Raw genomic sequence first — 21,334 nt, 5'->3', positions numbered from 1 at the left:
GTGCGCCGCCGCCCGGTGCGGCCACCGCTCCGCGGCACCAGGCCGACTCCGCGTCATCGGGTGACCGGCGACTCGACGAGGGGAAAGTGTGCCACAAGCTTCACGTGTCGTTCACTGCGGTCGGCTCAGGCGGACCGGCGTGGTCCCCGTCGTGCCGTCGGGTGGTGCAGACACCAGCCCTCCCACGCGGAGGTCACCATGTCCCGCGGATCGCGGCGGGCCGACCACCCGAGCTCGGCCCGGATACGTGCCGCCGAGGCGACCACCCGGTGCGGATCACCGGGCCTGCGCGCGACGGAGACGGGCGCGGCATCGGCGCCGTACCCGGTCACCTCACCGATGAGGTCGATCATCTCGCGCACCGACACGCCCTCACCCCGCCCGATGTTGAGGGTCAGGTCCGTGCCGGCCTCCCGGACGAGCAGGGCACGCGCCGCAGCGAGGTGCGCCGAAGCGATGTCCTCGACGTGGATGAAGTCCCGTACGCAGGTGCCGTCCGGGGTGTCGTAGTCCTCCCCGAAGATCACCGGGGCCTTCCCCTGCGTGAGCTTCTCGAAGACCATCGGAACGAGGTTGGAGACGCCGGTGTCGGCCAGCTCCGGGGTCGCCGCGCCGGCCACGTTGAAGTACCGCATCGAAGCGGTCGCCATTCCGTGCGCCCTTCCCGCCGCGCGGACCAGCCACTCGCCGGCGAGTTTCGTCTCGCCGTACGGATTGATCGGGGCGCAGGGCGTGTCCTCCGTCACCAGCGCCACGTCGGGCATGCCGTAGACCGCAGCGGACGAGGAGAAGAGGAAGGCACGGACCCCGCTGTCCGCGGCCGCGCCCAGCAGGACCTGAAGACCGTGCAGGTTCTCGCGGTAGTAGTACAGAGGACGTTCCACGGACTCCCCCACCTGCTTCTTCGCCGCGAGGTGCACGATCCCTCGCACGGAGAGTTCCGTCATGGCGCGTCGCAGGCCGTCCCCGTCGAGCGTCGACCCGTGCACGAACGGAACGCCCGCGGGGACACGGGAACGGTCACCCGTCGAAAGATCGTCGTACACCGCGACCCGCTCGCCGGCCTCCGCCATCGCGCGGACGACGTGCGCCCCGATGAAGCCCGCCCCACCTGTGATCAACCAAGTCATGCGCGAAATAGTAGATCGGCACACGTTCCACGCATCACCGGGCATCTGTTCACCGGACTCACACGTTCGAGCGGATGTCTGTTCTATAGTGCTCGGTCAGTCGACGTTTTACGGACCGGTCACGCCCCCCACCCGAGTCCCACGCACTCCCCTGCCCGCCCCGGGCAACGAGATTGAGGACTCACGCACGATGAGCCACGACAGCACTCCCTCCCGACGCGCGCCCAAGCCGCGCAAGCGCCGCGGCCTCAAGATCGCGCTGGGGGTACTGCTCGTCCTCCTGCTGGCCGGCGGCGGCACCGCGTACTGGATGTACCAGGACCTCGACGGCAACATCAAGGGCGTCGACATCGACAAGGCGCTCGGCGAGGACCGCCCCGAGAAGCTCCCCACCACCGGTCAGAACCTGCTCGTCCTCGGCTCCGACTCACGGGCCGGGGCCGAGAACAAGGAACTCGGCGGAGGCGGCGACGTCAGCGGGGCACGGTCCGACACCGCGCTGGTGGTGCACATACCCGAGGGCCGCACCGAGGCCGTCGCCGTGTCCATCCCGCGCGACACCCTGGTGACCCGGCCGGAGTGCGTCACGTCCGACGGCTCGACGATGGCCTCGGCCGAGCGGGTCATGTTCAACTCCGTCTACTCCCAGGTCGGTCCCGCCTGTGTGGTGAAGACGGTCGAGAAGATGTCGGGGGTCCGGATCGACCACTACCTGGAGATCAACTTCGCCGGGTTCAAGGATCTGGTCGACGCCATAGGCGGCGTCACCGTCAAGGTCGACGAGCCGATCAAGGACAAGGCCTCGGGGCTCGACCTCTCCGCCGGCACGCACAAGCTGAACGGCACCGAGTCCCTCGCCTACGTCCGTACCCGGCACGGCATCGGGGACGGCAGCGACCTGGGCCGGATCGGGCTCCAGCAGCAGTTCCTGCTCGCGCTGCTCACCGAGATCAAGTCCCAGGACCTGCTGGGCAGTCCGGCGACCACGTACAAGATCGCCAACTCCGCCACCAAGTCGCTCACCACGGACGAGGGGCTCGCCTCCCTCACCTCGCTCAGCGACTTCGCCCGCTCGATGAACGGCGTCGACCCCTCCACCATGGAGACGCTCATGCTGCCCGTCGCCTACGACAGGACGGACCCGAACCGGGTGGTGGCGGCCGAGCCGCAGGCCGGCGATCTCTGGAAGGCGATCCGGACGGACGCCACGATTCCCGAGTCGGCGAAGAAGTCGCCGGCCACCGGCGGCTGACCTGTCATCCTGCTGAGATGCGGACCGGGAAGACACTGCTGATCGTCGATGCCGCGAACGTCGTCGGGTCGGTGCCGGACCAGTGGTGGCGGGACCGGCGAGGTGCCGCCGAGCGGCTGCGGGACTCGCTGGTCCCGTACGCCGCGGCCGGGCTCCCCGGACTCACCGGGCCGCTCGAGGTGGTCATGGTCGTCGAGGGCGCCGCGCGGGGCGTCGGATCCGTACCGGGTGTGCGGGTGGAGGCGGCGCCGGGCTCGGGTGACGACCTGATCGTCGAACTGGCCGCGGCCCACGCTCCAGGGGCCGGAGCGGACCGGGACTGCCTCGTGGTCACGGCCGACCGTGAACTGCGCCGGCGGGTCGAGGCGCTCGGGGCCCGCTGCACGGGACCTCGTACGGTGCGGCCGCGGGCGTAGCCACGCAGGGCCCTCCGGCGCCCCGCGCCCCCTCCGGTACGCGGGCCCGTGCAGGCACCGCGGAACCCACTGCCGCCCCCGCGGAGCGGCGCGGCGGGCCCGTACGTCACACAGGACCCCGCGGCTCAACGGGTGGGTGTATCCGCCATCCGGCTGTGCCCGCGCCCGTACGCGAAGTAGATGATCACGCCGATCACCATCCAGATCGCGAACCGCAGCCACGTCTCCGCCGGCAGATTCAGCATCAGCCAGAGCGAGGCCGCCACCGAGGCGATCGGCAGCACCGGGACCCACGGGGTCCGGAAGGCCCGGTGCAGGTCGGGGCGGGTGCGGCGCAGCACGATGACGCCGAGGGCGACGACCACGAACGCGAAGAGCGTGCCGATGTTCACCAGGGTCGCCAGCTCGTTGATGCTCGTGAAACCCGCCACGACCGCGATGATCAGGCCGAGCAGGATGGTCGGGCGGTACGGCGTCCTGAAGCGCGGGTGGGTCACGGAGAAGAAGCGCGGGAGCAGCCCGTCGCGGCTCATCGCGAAGAAGACCCGGGTCTGCCCGAGCAGCAGGATCATGCAGACCGTGGTGAGCCCGACCGCGGCGCCGAAGCTGATGACTCCGGCGTAGAAGGGGTGTCCGACGGCCTTGAAGGCGTCGGCGAGCGGAGCGCTGACGGAGAGTTCGCTGTAGTGCTGCATGCCGGTGACGACGATGGACACGGCGACGTAGAGCAGGGTGCAGATGACCAGCGAGGCGAGGATGCCGCGCGGCATGTCCCGCTGCGGCAGCCTGGTCTCCTCCGCCGCGGTGGCCACGACGTCGAAGCCGATGAAGGCGAAGAAGACGATGGAGGCGGCGGTGAAGATGCCCATGACGCCGAAGTTGGTCGGCTGGTAACCGAAGACGAGCTCGACCAGCGGGGCGCTCAGGCCGGAGCCCGAGGGCAGCGGCTGGGCCTCGGGGATGAAGGGTGTGTAGTTGGCCGACTTGATGAAGAACAGGCCGGCGACGATGACGATCCCCACGACCGCGAGCTTGATGGCCACGACGAATGTGGTGACCCGGGCGGAGAGCTTCATCCCCAGCACCAGGATGACGGTGAGGACCAGCACCAGGGCGAAGGCCAGGATGTCGAAGCCGACCCCGGTCGCCACGTCGGGGCCCGCGAGGACGTCGGGCATCGTCCAGCCGATGTTGTCCATCAGCGAGCGGACGTACCCGGACCAGCCGACGGCCACCACAGCCGTTCCCAGGGCGAATTCGAGCACCAGGTCCCAGCCGATGATCCAGGCGACGAGCTCGCCGAGGGAGGCGTACGAGAAGGTGTACGCGGATCCGGCCACCGGGACGGTGGACGCGAACTCGGCGTAGCAGAGTGCGGCCAGGGCGCAGACGATACCCGCGGCGACAAAGGCGAGTGCGGTGGCGGGGCCCGCCGTCTCCTTGGCCACCTTGCCGGTCAGGACGAAGATGCCCGTCCCGATGATGACACCGACACCGAAGACCGTGAGGTCCAGCGCGGAGAGCGACTTCCGTAGGGCGTGCTCCGGTTCTTCCGTGTCGCGGATGGACTGTTCGACCGTCTTGGTCCGGAACAGTCCCCTCCCGCTGGGGGGCGTGTCCTGCTGCGTGCTCACCGGCGTACCTCCACGCACTCGTCGTGCGTGCCATGATTCGGATCCACCCACCCCGCAAACGCACCATTTGTCCCGATTTCACGCGAATGGGCCGGTCGAACCACCCGTACAGGGTGGGCGACCGGCCCAAGGGCGTCGCGGACGGGTCAGTCGCGGACGGGCTCCGCCGCCCGGCTCTCGTACCGTCCGTCGAGCCGGGCCACGAGACCCGTGACCTGGCGGGCGATGTCCGGCGCGGTGAGTCCGATCTCGGCCATGACCTCCTTGCGGGAGGCGTGGTCGAGGAAGACCGGCGGGATGCCGAAGTCGCGCAGCGGTACGTCCACGCCCGCGTCGCGCAGCGCCTGGGCGATGGCGGAGCCGACCCCGCCGGCCCTGCTGTTGTCCTCGACCGTCACGACGACCCGGTGCCGGGCGGCCAGCGGGGCGAGGGCCTCGTCGACGGGCTTGACCCAGCGGGGGTCGACCACGGTGGTGGAGATGCCCTGGGCGTCCAGCAGACCGGCGATCTCCAGGCACATCGGGGCCAGCGCCCCGACGGAGACCAGGAGGACGTCGGGCGTGTCTGCGTCCGCCGCGCGCAGGACGTCCATGCCGCCCACCGTGCCGACGGCCTTGACCGCCGGGCCGACCGCACCCTTGGAGAAGCGGACGACGGTGGGCGCGTCGTCGACGTCGACGGCCTCGCGCAGCTGGGCGCGGACCTGGTCGGCGTCGCGCGGGGCGGCGATGCGCAGGGTCGGCACGCACTGGAGGATCGACATGTCCCACATGCCGTTGTGCGAGGCCCCGTCGGTGCCGGTGACTCCGGCCCGGTCCAGGACGAAGGTCACCCCGCACCTGTGCAGCGCGACGTCCATGAGGACCTGGTCGAAGGCGCGGTTGAGGAAGGTCGCGTAGACCGCGAAGACGGGGTGCAGCCCGCCGGTGGCGAGGCCGGCCGCGGAGACCGCGCCGTGCTGTTCGGCGATCCCGACGTCGTAGATCCGGTCCGGGAAGGCCTCCTCGAAGCGGCCGAGGCCGACCGGCTGGAGCATGGCCGCCGTGATGGCGACGATGTCCTCGCGTTCGTGGCCCAGCTTGACCATCTCCTCGCCGAAGACCGAGGTCCAGTCCAGGCCGGAGGTGGAGATGGGCAGACCCGTGTCCGGGTGGATCTTGCCGACGGCGTGGAAGCGGTCCGCCTCGTCCTCGAGGGCCGGGGTGTAGCCGCGGCCCTTCTCGGTGATGCAGTGGACGATGACGGGGCCGCCGAAGCGCTTGGCCCGCTGGAGCGCGGACTCCAGGGCATCGATGTCGTGGCCGTCGATCGGGCCGACGTACTTGAGGCCGAGGTCCTCGAACATGCCCTGCGGGGCGATGAAGTCCTTGAGGCCCTTCTTGGCGCCGTGCAGGGTCTCGTAGAGCGGCCTGCCGACGACCGGCGTGCGCTCCAGGAGGTCCTTGCCGCGGGCCAGGAACCGCTCGTACCCGTCGGTGGTGCGCAGGGTGGCGAGGTGGTTGGCGAGGCCGCCGATGGTGGGGGCGTACGAGCGCTCGTTGTCGTTGACCACGATGACGAGGGGCCGGTCCTTGGCGGCGGCGATGTTGTTCAGCGCCTCCCAGGCCATGCCGCCGGTGAGAGCACCGTCACCGATGACCGCGACGACGTGGTCGTCCTTCTTGAGGAGCTCGTTGGCCTTGGCGAGGCCGTCGGCCCAGCCGAGGACCGTCGAGGCGTGCGAGTTCTCGATGACGTCGTGCGCGGACTCGGCGCGGGAGGGATATCCGGAGAGACCGCCCTTGCTCTTGAGCTTCGAGAAGTCCTGCCGGCCGGTGAGCAGCTTGTGCACGTAGCTCTGGTGCCCGGTGTCGAAGAGGACCTTGTCCTGCGGGGACTCGAACACCCGGTGCAGGGCGATGGTCAGCTCGACCACACCGAGGTTCGGGCCGAGGTGGCCGCCGGTCTTGGACACCTCCTCGACGAGGAAGGTACGGATCTCGCCGGCGAGCTGCTCGAGCTGCTCGGAGTCGAGCCGGTCCAGGTCGCGCGGTCCCCTGATGCGGGTCAGCAGATCCACCCGTGCCTCCTTGCGTGTGAGCTGGTCGAGCGAGTCGATCCGATGAGTCTAATGTTCCGCCGGCGGCCCCGGTCATCGGGCGGCGCGTTCAGCCCCCTCGTGCCGGGACCGCCGGACGCGCGGGTGCCCGGCATCGCGGAGGATGCCGGGCACGTGTGCGCAGGTACGACGGTCAGGCGCGGCCTGCGGTCTTCTGCGTCTTGCGGGTGATGGAGTCGATGACGACCGTGATGAGAAGAACAGCACCGGTGATCATGTAGTTGATCGGCGTGGCGATGCCCTCCAGCGCCAGGCCGTACTGGATCGAGACGATCACCATGACACCGAGCAGTGCGTTCCAGGTGCGGCCCCGGCCACCGAAGAGGCTGGTGCCGCCGATGACGGCCGCGGCGATGACGTTCATCAGGAGGTCGCCGCCGCCGGAGCCCTGGTTGGCCGCGGCGATCTTGGAGGCCCAGAACAGGCCGCCGATCGCCGCGAAGGTGCCGGCGATGGCGAAGACCGAGACACGGATCGCGGTGACGTTGATGCCCGCACGGCGGGACGCCTCGACGCTGCCGCCGAGCGCGAAGATCTTCCGGCCGTAGGCGGTACGGCGCAGGACGAAGTCCGTGCCCACCAGCACGACGAGGAAGAGGACCAGGGCCAGCGGGAGGCCGCGGTACTGGTTGAACATGAACGCCGCGCCGAAGCCGAACACCGCGAGCACGACGGTGCGGACCACGATGTCGACGAGCGGCCGCGACGGGACGCCCGCGGCCTCGCGCCGGCGGGTGTCCAGGAACGCGGAGAGGAAGTAGCCGGCCACCGCCACGACGGCGAGGCCGTAGGCCGCCGCCACGTCGGAGAAGTAGTACGTGGTCAGCTTGCCGACGACACCCTCGCTGTCCAGGTTGATCGTGCCCGTGTCACCGAGCAGCTGGAGCATGAAGCCCAGCCAGAACAGCAGACCGGCCAGGGTCACCGCGAACGCGGGGGCGCCTATCCGGGCGAAGAAGAAACCGTGGACGGCTCCGATGACCGCGCCGCTGACGATCGCGACGAGGACGGCGAGCCACTCGTTCATGCCGTGCGTGACGCTGAGCACGGCGACGACGGCGCCCGAGACACCGCTGACCGAGCCGACCGAGAGGTCGATCTCCCCGAGCAGCAGCACGAAGATGATGCCGACGGCCATCATGCCGGTCGCCACCATCGTCACGGCGATGTCGCTGATGTTCTTGGCCGAGAGGAACTCGGAGTTCAGGCTCTGGAAGACGACGCAGATGATGACCAGGCCGATGATCACGGGGATCGAGCCGAGGTCACCACCGCGCATCTTGCGCTTGAACTCGGTGAGGTAGCCGCCGAGGCCCTGCTCGCGCACGAGGAGCCGGGGGTCGACCACGGTGTCGGCGCCCTTGGCCGCCTCCGGGTTGACCACGGGGGTGGACGTCTTGTCGGTTGTCACTTCTGGGCCTCCGCGTTGCGCGCCGCACGACGGGTCACGGCGTTCTCCGTGGCACCTGTGATGGCGGAGATGATCTCTTCCTGCGAGGTGGTCTTCACGTCGAAGACCCCGTTGTTCCGGCCCAGCCGGAGCACGGCGACCTTGTCGGCGACGGCCTTCACATCGGCCATGTTGTGGCTGATGAGGATGACCGCGTGGCCTCGCTCGCGCAGCCTCTCCACGAGGTCGAGGACCTGCGCGGTCTGCTCGACGCCGAGCGCGGCGGTGGGCTCGTCGAGGATGACGAGCTTGGGCTCGCCCAGCATGGAGCGGGCGATGGCGACGGTCTGGCGCTGACCGCCGGAGAGCGACGCGATCGGGATGCGGACGCTGGGGATGCGGATCGACAGCGTGCTGAGGAGCTCGCGGGAGCGCCGCTCCATCTCGACCTCGTCGAGGATCCCGAACTTGCGGAGCTCCCGGCCGAGGTAGAGGTTGCCGACGACGTCGATGTTGTCGCAGAGCGCGAGGTCCTGGTAGACGGTCGCGATCCCCAGGTTCTGGGCATCGTGCGGCTTGCTGATCTGGACGGCCCGGCCGTCCCACTCGATGACACCGTCATCGATGGGGTGCACTCCGGCGATCGTCTTGACCAGCGTTGATTTACCGGCGCCGTTGTCACCCACCAGGGCGACCACCTCACCGGCGTGGACCTCAAGCTCAACGTCGGTGAGCGCCTGGACGGCACCGAATCGCTTGGAGACCCCTCGCAACGCCAACACGGGCGTAGCGGACACGTGAACCATCTCCTTCGCCGCCTGACCCGGCGGGGATGCCGCGCCTGGGGGAAGGCGCGGTGGTCGAGCAGAAGAATTGGGAAGAGCTCCGAGGAGCTTGCCGAAGCGTTCCGTCCGGCACCCCGCCCGGTAGCGGGACAGTTGGTGGGTGGGGCGCCGGACAGGCCTCGGGTCCGCCGGCGGGCCGTGGAGGGCCGGCCGGGCGGGCGGGTGCTACTGCAGGCCCGCGGAGGTGCAGGCGGCCTTGTACTTGGCCGTGCAGATCTCGTCGAGCGTGTAGATGCCGTCCTTGATGACGGTGTCCTTGATGTTGGCCTTGGTCAGCGAGACGACCGGGACCAGGACGGTGGCGATGCCCTTCGTGCCGGCGTTGTCGACCTTGGAGGTGGCGATGGAGTCGAGCTTCTCGCCCTTGGCGAGCGCGACGGCCATCTCCGCGGCGATGACGCCCTCCTGCGGGTAGGGCTTGTAGACGCTCATGAACTGCTCACCGGTGACGATGCGCTGCACGCCGGCGAGTTCGGCGTCCTGGCCGGTGACCGGCGGGAGCTTGGAGATGCCGGCGGACTTGAGGGCCTGGATGATGCCGCCGGCCATGCCGTCGTTGGCGGAGTAGACGCCGGCGATCTTGTCCTTGCCCAGGGCCGTGATCGCGCCCTCCATGTTGGCGTTGGCGTTCTCCGGCTTCCACTCCTTGGTGTCGTACTCCTTGCCGTACGTCACCTTGCCGTCGAGGACCGACTTGGCGCCCTTCTTGAAGAGGGCGGCGTTCGGGTCGGTGATCGCACCGTTCATCATCACGACGGTGGGCTTGGCGGCGTCGCCCAGGGCCTCCAGCAGGGCCTTGCCCTGCACGCGGCCGACCTCTTCGTTGTCGAAGGAGGTGTAGGCGTCGACCGGGCCCTCGGCGAGGCGGTCGAAGGCGACGACGGGGATGCCCTCGGCCTTGGCCTTCTTCACGCTGTTCTCGATCGCCTTGGAGTCGACGGCGTCGATGATGAGGGCGTCGACCTTGTTCGTGATCATCGTGTCGACCTGCTGCGACTGCAGCGTGGCGTCCTGCTTGGCGTTGGCGTAGACGACCTCCGCCTTGCCGCCGGTGAGCTCGCCGACCTTCTTCTCGATGATCGGCTTGTCGAACTTCTCGTAACGGGCCGTGACGTTCTCGGGGAGAAGCAGGCCGATCTTGAGGTCGTCGCCCTTCTTGGCCGCCGGCTCGGAGCCGGTCTTGTCGCCCGACTCCTTGGCGCTCCCGCACGCTGCGAGTGAGACGGCCATGGTGGTGGCGGCAACGGCAACGGCGGCACGACGCATACGCGTGTTCATTTCGAACCTCCCTGACGAGGCCGCGACGTTGCGGCCGAGGTGGCTGGAAGTCAACTCGGCCGCAGGGGCGGCGTCAAGGAGTAAATTCTTAACGAGATGACAACGGTGCCATTCGTTATCTAAGTGAAGGCAGGCGTCCCGGCGTGGACGGTGCTCTCCAAAAGGGTCGAATCCCCCATCTCGCTGAGTACGAGGGCCAGCGCGCCCAGCACCTCGGCCCGCCCCCCGAGGGCCCCGGGAAGCACGGAGAGCTGTCGTGCGGCGCTGGGGATGGCGTAGCGCGAGACCGAGTCGCGGATGGGCGCCAGCACCAATTCCCCCGCCTCGGCGAGCGATCCGCCGAGCACGACCCGGCTGGGGTTGAGCAGGTTGCACAGGTTCGCCACACCGCTGCCGATGTGCCGGCCGACATCGCCGATGACCCGGCGGCAGCCCGGATCGCCCTCCCGGGCCAGCTGGACCATCCGCTCCATGGTGAGATCCGGCCCGTGGCTGGGTCTGAGCAGAGGCAGGACGTACCGGGCGGCGGTGAAGGTCTCCAGGCAGCCGCGGTTCCCGCAGCGGCAGACCGGGCCCGACTCGTCGAGGGTGATGTGGCCGATCTCGCCGGCGGTGCCACCGGGCCCCCGGTAGATGTGCCCGTCGATCACCAGACCGGCGCCGACACCGCTGGCGACCTTGATGTACGCGAGGTCCTTGACCCCCCTGCCGCCTCCCCAGACGAGCTCACCGAGCGCTCCCAGGTTCGCATCGTTGTCCACGTAGACGGGCACCCCGAGGCGTCCGGCGAGCTCCTGGCTGGGATTGATGCCCGTCCAGCCCGGCAGGATCGAGGTGGAGCCCAGGGTGCCGGACTCGACGTCGATGGGCCCCGGCACCCCGAGGCCGACACCGATCACCTTCCCGGGGCTGATCCCGGTGGTCTCGATCAGGCGGTTGACCAGCCGTTCCGCCCGGCCGAAGCCTTCCGCCGACGAGGCGTCGACGTCCAGCGGCTCGGACTCCTCGGCGAGCACCCGGTGGGCGAGGTTGCCGATGGCCACCCGCAGGTGGGTGTGGCCGAAGTCGACTCCGACGACGATGCCCGCGTCCCCGCTCAGGGAGACGCTGCGGGCGCGGCGCCCGCCCGCCGAGGTGGGCGTCACCTCGACGGTGCCGCCTTCCTTCAGCTCACGGACGATGTTGGAGACGGTGGCCGCGGAGAGGCCGGTACTCCTGGCGATCTCGGCCTGGGTCAGCGACCCCGCCATCCGTACGGCCCGTACGACCCGCTCAAGATTGGCCCGATGCAGAGATGTCTGCGACCCCGGAGTCTCCATCGACTCTCTCACTCCTGCCGTTTTCTCTAACATGTGAACCCTAAGCTGAGCGTTTTGGGGTGCCCTCCGTCAAGACCTTGAGCAGCCGGAGCCTCCGATGAGCATCGGACCTCCGCACTCCTACGGGGGCGAAGACACGGAAGAGACCGCAAACCACCCGCGGGAACAGGACAGCAGGCGTTTCATGATCCGGCAGGGGCGTCACGTCCGGGGGGCCTTCGTTGTACAGGTGAAGGCAGAGGCCACCACCGTCGGCGCGTAGCGCTTCCCCGGGGCTCCCGTCCGCGAGGGAGCACCGCCGGGAACACGGCGGCTGCGGCCCGTGCGGCAGTCCTCGGCTCGGCGCTTCGGGACTCGGGCCGTCGCGCGCCGCCGTAACGGCCTCCACCCGCCAGGCCCGGACAGCGACACCCTCGGCCGGCTCCGGCCGGAGCCACGAGACCGCCTCACGCTCCGGGCGGTTTCGGCCGGCAGTCCGCCCGCCGGCGCTCCCCGCCCCGGGGGCCTCGCGGAGCACGGACTGCCGTGCGGCCTCCCAGGCACAGGCGAGCTCGGCCGGCACGTCGCCGAACCGCGCGCGTGAGAGACGGGACAGGGCAGGAGGGGAACAGGCCGCACGGGCCCAGGTCAGCTTCACGATCCCCCCACCCGCCGGTCCCTTTTCATGTCACGGGCCGACCGGGTCACCCGCCACGTCCGCCGAGGCCGTACGCCGTTCGGCCCGGATCGCGTCTGCCGGGACCTCGAAGACGATCGCGAGCCCGTCGCGCTCGTTCCCCTGCTCGCCGACGCGCGTGAAACCGAAGCCCGCGATGGTGGCCAGGGAGGCGGTGTTGTCGGAGCCGATCCTGGCCCGCACGGTCCTGACACCGGGTTCGGCGGCGGCCCTGACGAGCAGCGCCCTCAGCATGGCGCGGGCGTAGCCCTGGCGGCGATATCCGGGCACGACGGTGTAGCCGACCTCGACCATGCCTGCCTCGTCCGGTGGCCCGTGGAACCCGGCGTCGCCGACAACGGCCCCGTCCGGCTCGGACACCGCGGCCCGCGTGATCCAGGGCGCGGCGGACGGATCCTCGGCGAGCTGGTCAGCGCGATAGCCGAAGATCCAGCGGGCCCGGTCGCAGACGAAGTGTTCGTCGAGGGCGACCCCGGCCTCGGCGCTGCCGCCGGCGAGGTCACCGTCGGCGAGCGCCCGCAGAGCCTTCGCGTTGAGCTCGACGAAACGGACGCGTCTGGGGAGGGAGAGAGGTTCGTGATGCATCGCGGAGATGTTCGCCCCGGCACCGCAGGGCTGTCCATCGCTTTACGGCCTCGGGGGGATCACCGGCCGGTCCGTGACGTGAGCAGGGCCGCACGAATGCCGTGCCCGAACTCGTCCGTATCCGCGGCACCGCTCGCCCATCCCCGCCGGCCGAGCCGGCGGGTCAGCACGGGCCGGGACAGACCCCGGTATCCCACCCCACCGTTGTCCGAGGGTCGTCCCGCATGTCCCGGCGGGCGCGCGACGACAGCTACGGCACCTCGCCACGTCGTCGGAACGTCCGCATTCATCCCGTATGCGGATGTCCCTCCGCCGTGCGATGCCCCGCATCCGACGCCGCGCGCTGATCCACCGGGACGTGCGGGACAACCCTTATCCTGCGGTTCACCACGCACATCAGCTCGGCGTCGCCCCTCCGGCCACCAGCCACGCCGGCACCGATGCGCCCCGCGCCCGGTACCACGGCCACGAACGCCACGGCGGATACGGGAGGGGCGTGGGCATCCGACGCCGCGCGCCTGCGGGCGGGACGACAGCCGCAGGTTTCACGTCGGTGGCTCCGCATGGGCTCGCGGCGCCGTGCGAGAGACAAGAAGGTTCTCTCCGCGCCCTGGTGACCACGCTCTGGGTGCCGCCTGCCGCAGCCGTGCCAGGCGTCCTGCCGAGGCCCGGCGCACGGGATGAGCCTCCGGCAACGAAGGCGGACCCTGGTCCCCGGTCCGCGTCGACCGGGGACCAGGGCCCCCACTTCGCCGCGCGTGACGTCAGCCTCGGCGGGTGGAACCGCCGCTGTCCCCGACGCGCTGACATGCCTACTTGAGCGCCCCCGCGGTCAGACCCGCGACCACCTGACGCTGGAAGACGACGTAGGCGGCGAGAACCGGCAGCATCGCCATGACGAGTCCCGCGAAGAGACCCGACCAGTCCCCCTTGTAGCCCTGGCTGGTGGCCAGTTCCACGAGTCCCTGGGAGAGGACCTTGCCGTCCGGGTCGGTGTTGAGCACCGTCGGCAGCATGTACTGGTTCCACTGCCCGAGGAAGTTGAAGATGCCCACGCTGATCAGGCCCGGCTTCGCCATCGGCAGCATCACCTGGAAGAACGTCCGGGTGTGCGAGGCACCGTCCAGCATGGCCGCCTCGGCGATGGAGGTCGGCAGGGTCCGGAAGAAGGAGGTGAGGAAGAAGACGGTGAACGGCAGCGAGTACGCGATGTAGACCAGGATCAGTCCGTGCACCGTGTTCAGCAGGCCCATGTTGTTCATGACGAAGAACAGCGGGACCAGCGCCAGGATGATCGGGAAGCTCATCCCTCCGATGAAGAGGAAGTAGACGAAGCGGTTCCCGGGGAAGTCGAATCGCGCCAGGACGTACGCGGCCATCGAGCCCAGGAGCAGCGTGCCGACGAGTGAACCACCCACCACCAGAAGGGTGTTCAGGAAGTAGTCACCCATGTGGGCCTGGGTCCAGGCCCGCGTCCAGTTCTCGAAGTGGAGCCTGTCCGGCAACTGCCACGGTGTCGACAGGATCGAATCGTCGGACTTGAAGGACGACATCACCGCCCAGAGCAGCGGCATGACGACCAGGACGGCCCAGATGATCAGTACGCCGTGCGAGAAGACGTTGAGGACCTTGCCCTCGCTGCTCTTCGCCGGCTCACCGGCCGCAACGTCCGTCGTGCGCACCGGCGAGCGCGGGGCCGGTACGGCGGGAGGAGTCTCAGTGACCTTCACGTGTGCTCACCTCGTACAACTGTCGAGCCGGCCACCGGGACCGAACTGATCTGCGTGGAGCCGGGAGCCCGGTCGCCGTACTCCTGAAGGGCCCGCATCAGAACTCCAGCCGCTCGCGCCGGCCCAGTCGCATCACGACGGCGGCGAAGAGCATGGTGACGATGAGCAGCCCGACACCGATCGTGGTCGCGTATCCGGCCTGGGCGTCGCGGAAGGCCGTCTGGTAGACGTACAGCGGCAGGACGGTGGTGGAGTAGTCGGGGCCGCCGGGGCCCACCGTCATGACCTGTACGGCGGTGAAGGCCTCCACGCCGAGCGCCAGGATGCCCATGTAGACCCAGCCGGACTGCACGGTGTCCCAGAGCAGCGGCAGCGTGATCTTGAAGAACGTCGTGATCCGGCTGGCGCCGTCGAGCAGCGCCGCCTCGTAGAAGTCCTTCGGGATGGAGGCCATTCCGGCGGAGAAGAGGACGACGAAGAATCCGACCGTCGACCAGATGAGCACCACCATCACGCAGTACAGCGCGAGATCGGGGTCACCGAGCCAGTCGGGCTGAAGGCTCTTCGCCCCGATGGATTTCAGCGTCGCGTTCAGCATTCCGGACGTCGGGTTGAAAGCGAACTGGAACAGCAGGGCCACGATCACGATCGACAGGACCTGCGGGAAGAAATAGGCGATCTTGTAGAACGAGGAACCCCGCACGCCGGCGATCGCGGCGCCTTTGCGCCGTCGACCGCCGACATTGAGCATGAAGGCGAAGAAGAGCGCGAGGCCCAGCGTCACCAGCGGCAGCAGCAGCACGAGCAGCACGCTGTGCTGCAACGACTTCCAGAAGATCTCGTCGTCGAGCATCCGGCTGTAGTTGTCGAAGCCGACCATCTGGAAGTCCGGACTCAGCCCGGTCCAGTCCGTGAACGAGTAGTAGATGGACTGGGCGAAGGGCCAGATGACGAATATGGCGTACAACGCCAGCGGGGCTGCCAGAAACCCCGCGATGAACCGGTACTTGCCGTGCTGCATCGTTTACCGACCCCGATCTCTGAGCGGGTGCCGCCGCTGGTGACGGTAGCTCACTGGTGCTTGTAGTGCTTGATGGACTGGTCCTTGGCCGCGGCGTCCGCGAAGGCCTGGATCTTCTTGATGGTCTCCGCCGGGGTCGCGCGGCCGGCCATCATCTCGCCGATGCCGGCGATTCCGATCTGCTCCTTCTGCAGCTTCACGTACCAGTCCTGGAGCCGCGGGTTGACCACGTTGTCGCCGGCCTTCTTGAGGACGTCGACGCCGGACTGCATGGCGGTGGACAGGGTCAGCCCGTCGGTGCCGCCGTTGAAGGCGCTGAGGGACTTGACCGACTTCGTGAAGTTCTTGGAGGAGTCCTCGCTGAGCATGATGCGCAGCTGCTCCATCGCACCCTCGGGGTTCTTCGCCTTCGCCGGGACGATGAACGGCTCGCCGCCGGAGGCCCAGATGGTGCCGAAGGGCATCTTGTCGGAGGCGTCCAGGCTGGACGGCGCGCCGACCATCATCTTGAAGTCGTCCGGGGTGGTCGGCGCGGCCTCGTTCTCCACCCACGAGCCGTTCGGGATGAAGAGCGCCTTGCCCTTGGTCCACTCGGTCTGCGACTGGATGTGGGTCAGGCCGGGCGTGCCCTTGAGGATGTAGCCCTTCTTGAAGAGCTCGTAGTACGCCTCGAAGGCGGCCTTGACGGCCGGGTCCTTCCAGGCGTTCGGCTCCAGGTTGTCGATCTTGTCGAGGACCTCACGGCCGCCGATCTTCCCGATGAAGGGGTAGAGCGAGAAGGGGAGGTAGTAGGGGTACTTGCCGGGGTAGGTCCAGCCGGCGATGCCCTTCTTCTTCGCCTTCTCGCACAGCGCGAGCATGTCGTCCCAGGTCTCCGGGTACGCCGCGTCGAGCTTCTCGAGGTTGGTCTGGGAGTACCAGACGCCGTAGACCGTGTACGCGTAGTACATGATCCAGACGGGGTCGCCGTCGAACTGGCCCATCTCCAGGACACCGGGGCGCAGCGTGTCGCGGACCTTCTTGGCCGGGTCGTCGTAGGAGGGGGCGTCCATCAGCGGGGTGAGGTCGAGCAGCTGCTTCTTGCCGACCAGGACACCCATGTCCATCTGCTCGGCGCCGGAGTTGTCGATCAGGTCCGGCGGGGTACCTCCGTTGAAGCGCGGCTGCAGCTGCGACTGGATCTTCTCGGTCGCGGCGTGCTTGACCTTCGGGGCCTTGGGGAACGCCTCGTTGTACTTCTTCTCGGCGTCGATGGCGTACTGCTCGCCGAAACCGCCGTTGAAGATGACGACCTCGAGACCGGCGGTCTCGTTGACACCGAGCGGGTTCTTCGCGCTCTTCGTGCCCTTCTCGACCTTGTCGTCGCCGCCGCTGTCGCCGCTCGCGCAGGCCGACAGGAAGCTCATCGTGGGAACAGCGATCAGGCCGAGTGCGGCAGAACGCTTGATCACATCGCGACGGCCAAGGCCCTCATTCGTGTGGGCGGAGGTGGATCCCATGCTCAAGTCCTCGCCTTCTCCAGGACTCAGGCGGTGTACCGGTCACCCGTCGTGAATTCGCCTCAGGCGAAGGGCCCCGCCACCGCGGTCAGTTGCGCTTGGGTCGTGCAGATTGCCGGATTGCCAGGTGCAGTGGGGGAGTTTCCAGGAACCGTACAGCGAGCCGCCCTCGGCGCCCCACATCCGTTCCCCGGTTCCCCCGCGCCCGCGGACCGTGTGGAACGGCTGTGCAGACGCCGACAGGTATAGTCCACTTGTCGTCGAGTGAGCAAGATCGAATGCAGGTTTGAGCGGCAGTCTTTCCCGAGTTGAGACCTCGCGGACTCCTCGGCACCGCACGCCCTCGCGGCGGAACGCACTTTTCCGCATAACGGCCGATTCGCCCCGCAGGTCCCGTGCAACACCCTTGACACATACAGCCACTTGGCTCCCTACTGGAACCCGCATCGCGTCCTGACAACGTTGTCCATTGCATGCCCCCAGGAGGAACGGCTCCGTATGCAGCCCCTACGTGGTCTTCACCAAGGCTCCCGTAAGAGACAAAGCCACTCCGCCGCGGTCCTCGCGGCCTCCCTCGTACTGGTCGCGGCCGCCCCCACCGCGGCCTTCGCGCACCCGTCCGGACCCTCGCAGAAGCCCCCCGGCGACACGTCGTTCAGCACCTCCTTCGAGGCAGACGAAAAGCAGCCGGACTGGCGTAATACCGTCGAAGAAGACTCCGGCGGAAAGAAAAGGGCATCGGGTGTCGATGGCGGGTTCTCCGCCGGAATTCCGGGCAATGTCACCGATCAGGTCACGGATCTGCGCGCCAGTGGCGAGAACACCGGGGGCGGCGAGGTCAAGGAGAACCTCGTCGACGTGGAGCCGGGTACCAAGTGGCTGGCCTTCGCCCCGTCCGGCTGGGTCGAGTTCGACCTCGTACGGCCCAGCAAGGTCGTGACGTACGCGCTGACTTCGGCCAACGACCACGCCGAACGCGACCCCCGGGACTGGACGCTCAAGGGCTCCGCCGACGGCAGGACGTGGACGGACCTGGACACCCGCACCGGCCAGACCTTCTCGGAACGTTTCCAGACGAAGTCGTACGACTTCTCGACGGACACGGCGTACCAGCACTTCCGGCTGGAGATCACCCGGAACAACGGCGCTCCGGACGCGCTCCAGCTCGCCGACGTCCAGTTCTCGAACGGGGACGCCTCCGCCCCCGCGCCCGACGACATGCGCACCCAGGCCGACCGCGGACCGTCCGGCTCCCCCACCGCGAAGTCGGGTGCGGGCTTCACCGGAAAGAAGGCCCTGCGGTACGCGGGCACGCACAAGCCGGACGGCCGCGCGTACTCGTACAACAAGGTCTTCGACGTCGACACGGCCGTCACCAGGAACACGCAGCTCTCGTACCTGGTCTACCCGCAGATGGCCGGGAACGACCTCAGCTACGCGGCCACCCACGTCGCGGTGGACCTGGCCTTCACCGACGGCACCTATCTGAGCGACCTCGGCGCGACCGACAGCCACGGTGGTCCGCTGAACCCGCAGGGCCAGGCGGACGCCAAGCGGCTCTACGTCAACCAGTGGAACAAGGTGGCCTCCTCGATCGGCTCGGTCGCGGCCGGCAAGACCGTCGACCGGATCCTGGTGGCCTACGACTCCCCCAAGGGCCCCGCGAAGTTCCAGGGGTGGATCGACGACATCACGATCGCCCCGAAGGCGCCGGAGAAGCGCAAGGCGCACCTCGCGGACTACGCCTCGACCGTCCGCGGCACGAACTCGAGCGGCGGCTTCTCACGCGGCAACACCTTCCCCGCGACCGCCGTCCCGCACGGCTTCAACTTCTGGACACCGGTGACCAACGCCGGCTCCACCAGCTGGCTGTACGACTACGCGCGCGGCAACAACGCGGACAACCTGCCCACGGTGCAGGCCTTCAGCGCGAGCCACGAGCCGAGTCCCTGGATGGGTGACCGTCAGACCTTCCAGCTGATGCCGTCGGCGGCCTCCGGCACCCCGGACGCCTCCCGCACGGCACGCGCGCTGCCCTTCCGCCACGAGAACGAGACGGCGCGGCCGCACTACTACGGAGTGACGTTCGAGAACGGTCTCCAGGCCGAGATGACGCCCACGGACCACGCGGCACGGATGCGGTTCACCTACCCGGGCGACGACGCGAGCATCGTCTTCGACAACGTCTCCAACGACGGCGGACTCACCCTCGACCCGGAGACCGGCTCCTTCACGGGCTACTCCGACGTGAAGAGCGGCCTCTCCACCGGTGCCACCCGGCTCTTCGTGTACGGCGACTTCGACGCTCCGGTGACGGACAGCGGCCGGCTGAAGGGTGGCGGCGGGGACGACGTCACCGGCTTCTTCCGCTTCGACGCGGGCAAGGACCGCACGGTCAACCTCCGGCTGGCCACCTCGCTGATCAGCGTGGACCAGGCGAAGCGGAACCTCGCCATGGAGCTCCCGGCGAAGACCTCCTTCGACCGGGTGCGGAAGAACGCGCAGAAGGCCTGGGACAGGATCCTCGGCAAGGTCGAGGTCGAGGGTGCGACCGCCGACCAGCTGACCACGCTCTACTCCAGCCTGTACCGCCTCTACCTCTACCCGAACTCGGGCTTCGAGCAGGTCGACGGCGAGAGCACCTACGCGAGCCCGTTCTCGCCGCAGACCGGGACCGACACCCCGACCCACACCGGTTCCAAGATCGTGAAGGGCGAGGTGTACGTCAACAACGGCTTCTGGGACACCTACCGGACGACCTGGCCGGCGTACTCCTTCCTCACCCCGAAGCAGGCCGGCACGATGGTCGACGGCTTCGTCCAGCAGTACAAGGACGGGGGCTGGATCTCCCGCTGGTCCTCCCCCGGCTACTCCGACCTGATGACCGGCACCAGCTCGGACGTCGCCTTCGCGGACGCCTACGTCAAGGGCGTGGACTTCGACGCGGAGGCGGCCTACGACGCGGCGGTCAAGAACGCCACGGTCGCCCCGCCGTCGCCGGGCGTCGGCCGTAAGGGCATGGAGACCTCCGTCTTCACCGGGTACGCCGACACAGCGACGCACGAGGGCCTTTCGTGGTCGCTGGAGGGGTACCTCAACGACTACGGCATCGCGCAGATGGGCGAGGCGCTCTACAGGAAGACGAAGAAGGAGCGCTACAAGGAGGAGGCCGCCTACTTCCTCGACCGTGCCCAGAACTACGTGAAACTCTTCGACGACAAGGCCGGCTTCTTCCAGGGGAAGAAGCCGAACGGCGACTGGCGCCTGCCTTCGGACCGTTACGACCCGCGGGTGTGGGGCTACGACTACACCGAGACGAACGGCTGGGGTTACGCCTTCACCGCCCCGCAGGACAGCCGCGGTCTGGCCAACCTCTACGGCGGCCGCGACGGCCTCGCCGAGAAGCTGGACACCTACTTCGCGACCCCCGAGACGGCGGGACCGGAGTTCGTCGGCTCCTACGGCGGTGTCATCCACGAGATGACGGAGGCCCGGGACGTACGGATGGGGCAGTACGGCCACAGCAACCAGGTCGCGCACCACGTCACGTACATGTACAACGCGGCCTCGCAGCCGTGGAAGACGCAGGAGAAGGTCCGCGAGGTCCTCGGCCGCCTGTACACGGGCAGCGAGATCGGCCAGGGTTACCACGGCGACGAGGACAACGGCGAGCAGTCGGCGTGGTTCCTCTTCTCCTCGCTCGGCTTCTACCCCCTGGTGATGGGCAGCGGCGAGTACGCGATCGGCTCGCCGCTCTTCACGAAGACGACGGTGCACCTGGAGAACGGGCGCGAACTCGTGGTGAAGGCACCGAAGAACAGCGACAGGAACATCTACGTCCAGGGCCTCGAGGTGAACGGCAAGAAGTGGACGTCCACCTCGCTGCCGCACGCCCTGCTGGCCAAGGGCGGGGTGCTGGAGTTCGACATGGGGGCCGAGCCCTCCGCCTGGGGCACGGGCAGGAACGCGGCCCCGGTCTCCATCACGCGGGACGACGAGGTGCCGGCGCCCGCCGACGACGTGCTCACGGGTGACGGCGCGCTCTACGACGACACCTCGGCCACCTCGGCCGCGGTGAGCTCGGTGGAGCTCCCGGCCGAGGCCGGCACCGAGGCGCTCAGGTACACGCTGACGTCGGCCGCGGCGGCGAAGGCGCCGAAGGGGTGGGTGCTGCAGGGTTCCTCGGACGGGACCGCCTGGAAGGACCTCGACAAGCGGTCCGGACAGACATTCGTCTGGGACAGGCAGACCCGCGTGTTCTCCGTGGCCAAGCCCGGCGCGTACGCGAAGTACCGGCTGGTCCTCGACGGCACGGCGACACTGGCGGAGATCGAGCTGATCAGCGAGAAGTGAGTCCGTTCCACCGCTCCATCGGTACAGGTGCCCCTTCCGGCGAGGTCCGCCGGGAGGGGCACCACCGCGTTCCCGGCTCCGCCACCCGGTTGCCCTCCGTCCACTGT

At 68.7% G+C, this 21,334-nt stretch carries 14 protein-coding genes; 3 read left to right on the top strand and 11 right to left on the bottom strand.

Annotation, left to right across the window (positions count from 1 at the left end; all coding sequences use genetic code 11):
- Nucleotides 1-125: 125 nt before the first annotated feature.
- Entirely contained in the window at nt 126-1,130 is a 1,005-nt protein-coding gene (gene galE, locus BA175_RS01680; protein WP_069169381.1) for a UDP-glucose 4-epimerase GalE, read from the bottom strand.
- Nucleotides 1,131-1,320: 190 nt separating this feature from the next.
- Between galE and BA175_RS01675 the strand changes: the two genes are divergently transcribed.
- Together BA175_RS01675 and BA175_RS01670 are read left to right on the top strand one after the other, a co-directional pair.
- The gene (locus BA175_RS01675) at nt 1,321-2,382 is read left to right on the top strand and encodes an LCP family protein (RefSeq protein ID WP_069169380.1); all 1,062 of its coding nucleotides are present in this window, start codon (nt 1,321-1,323) and stop codon (nt 2,380-2,382) included.
- Nucleotides 2,383-2,399: 17 nt separating this feature from the next.
- Nucleotides 2,400-2,798 carry an NTP pyrophosphohydrolase gene (locus BA175_RS01670; RefSeq protein WP_069169379.1) on the top strand — a complete coding sequence of 133 codons (399 nt, stop codon included), beginning with the start codon at nt 2,400-2,402 and terminating at the stop codon, nt 2,796-2,798.
- Between the two features lie 125 nt (nt 2,799-2,923).
- On the opposite strand, the gene BA175_RS01665 is transcribed toward BA175_RS01670, so the two are convergent.
- The 10 genes from BA175_RS01665 to ngcE all read right to left on the bottom strand — a co-directional run bounded on the left by BA175_RS01665 (nt 2,924) and on the right by ngcE (nt 16,874).
- The gene (locus BA175_RS01665) at nt 2,924-4,432 is read right to left on the bottom strand and encodes an amino acid permease (RefSeq protein ID WP_069169378.1); all 1,509 of its coding nucleotides are present in this window, start codon (nt 4,430-4,432) and stop codon (nt 2,924-2,926) included.
- Between the two features lie 146 nt (nt 4,433-4,578).
- Nucleotides 4,579-6,492 (bottom strand): 1-deoxy-D-xylulose-5-phosphate synthase, encoded by a 1,914-nt coding sequence (gene dxs / locus BA175_RS01660; RefSeq protein ID WP_069169377.1) that lies wholly within the window; start codon nt 6,490-6,492, stop codon nt 4,579-4,581.
- A gap of 172 nt (nt 6,493-6,664) precedes the next feature.
- Nucleotides 6,665-7,942, bottom strand: a complete 1,278-nt coding sequence (locus tag BA175_RS01655; protein ID WP_069169376.1) for a sugar ABC transporter permease — start codon at nt 7,940-7,942, stop codon at nt 6,665-6,667.
- Nucleotides 7,939-8,727, bottom strand: a complete 789-nt coding sequence (locus BA175_RS01650) for an ATP-binding cassette domain-containing protein (RefSeq protein WP_069169375.1) — start codon at nt 8,725-8,727, stop codon at nt 7,939-7,941. The genes BA175_RS01655 and BA175_RS01650 overlap by 4 nt, the downstream gene beginning before the upstream one ends.
- A 204-nt stretch (nt 8,728-8,931) precedes the next feature.
- Complete coding sequence (locus BA175_RS01645; protein ID WP_069169374.1) at nt 8,932-10,044, bottom strand: sugar ABC transporter substrate-binding protein; 1,113 nt, start codon at nt 10,042-10,044, stop codon at nt 8,932-8,934.
- Nucleotides 10,045-10,163: 119 nt separating this feature from the next.
- A complete protein-coding gene (locus BA175_RS01640; protein WP_069169373.1) occupies nt 10,164-11,363 on the bottom strand; it encodes an ROK family transcriptional regulator in 1,200 nt (399 codons plus the stop codon).
- A gap of 667 nt (nt 11,364-12,030) precedes the next feature.
- Nucleotides 12,031-12,624, bottom strand: coding sequence for a GNAT family N-acetyltransferase (locus tag BA175_RS01635; protein ID WP_069169372.1), 594 nt, complete (start codon nt 12,622-12,624; stop codon nt 12,031-12,033).
- A gap of 812 nt (nt 12,625-13,436) precedes the next feature.
- On the bottom strand, nt 13,437-14,354 hold the full coding sequence (locus tag BA175_RS01630; RefSeq protein WP_069169371.1) for a carbohydrate ABC transporter permease: 918 nt from the start codon (nt 14,352-14,354) through the stop codon (nt 13,437-13,439).
- 97 nt (nt 14,355-14,451) lie between these two features.
- Nucleotides 14,452-15,375 (bottom strand): carbohydrate ABC transporter permease, encoded by a 924-nt coding sequence (locus tag BA175_RS01625; protein ID WP_069169370.1) that lies wholly within the window; start codon nt 15,373-15,375, stop codon nt 14,452-14,454.
- Between the two features lie 50 nt (nt 15,376-15,425).
- Complete coding sequence (ngcE, locus tag BA175_RS01620; RefSeq protein ID WP_069169369.1) at nt 15,426-16,874, bottom strand: N-acetylglucosamine/diacetylchitobiose ABC transporter substrate-binding protein; 1,449 nt, start codon at nt 16,872-16,874, stop codon at nt 15,426-15,428.
- A 498-nt stretch (nt 16,875-17,372) separates the two neighbouring features.
- Between ngcE and BA175_RS01615 the strand changes: the two genes are divergently transcribed.
- Nucleotides 17,373-21,227 (top strand): GH92 family glycosyl hydrolase, encoded by a 3,855-nt coding sequence (locus tag BA175_RS01615; protein ID WP_069169368.1) that lies wholly within the window; start codon nt 17,373-17,375, stop codon nt 21,225-21,227.
- The last annotated feature ends 107 nt before the right edge of the window (nt 21,228-21,334 follow it).

The organism is Streptomyces griseus (assembly GCF_001715295.1).
Lineage (GTDB): Bacteria > Actinomycetota > Actinomycetes > Streptomycetales > Streptomycetaceae > Streptomyces > Streptomyces griseus_G.
Note: the sequence above shows the minus strand (reverse complement) of the source record. Positions and strands in the feature narration are given on the sequence as shown.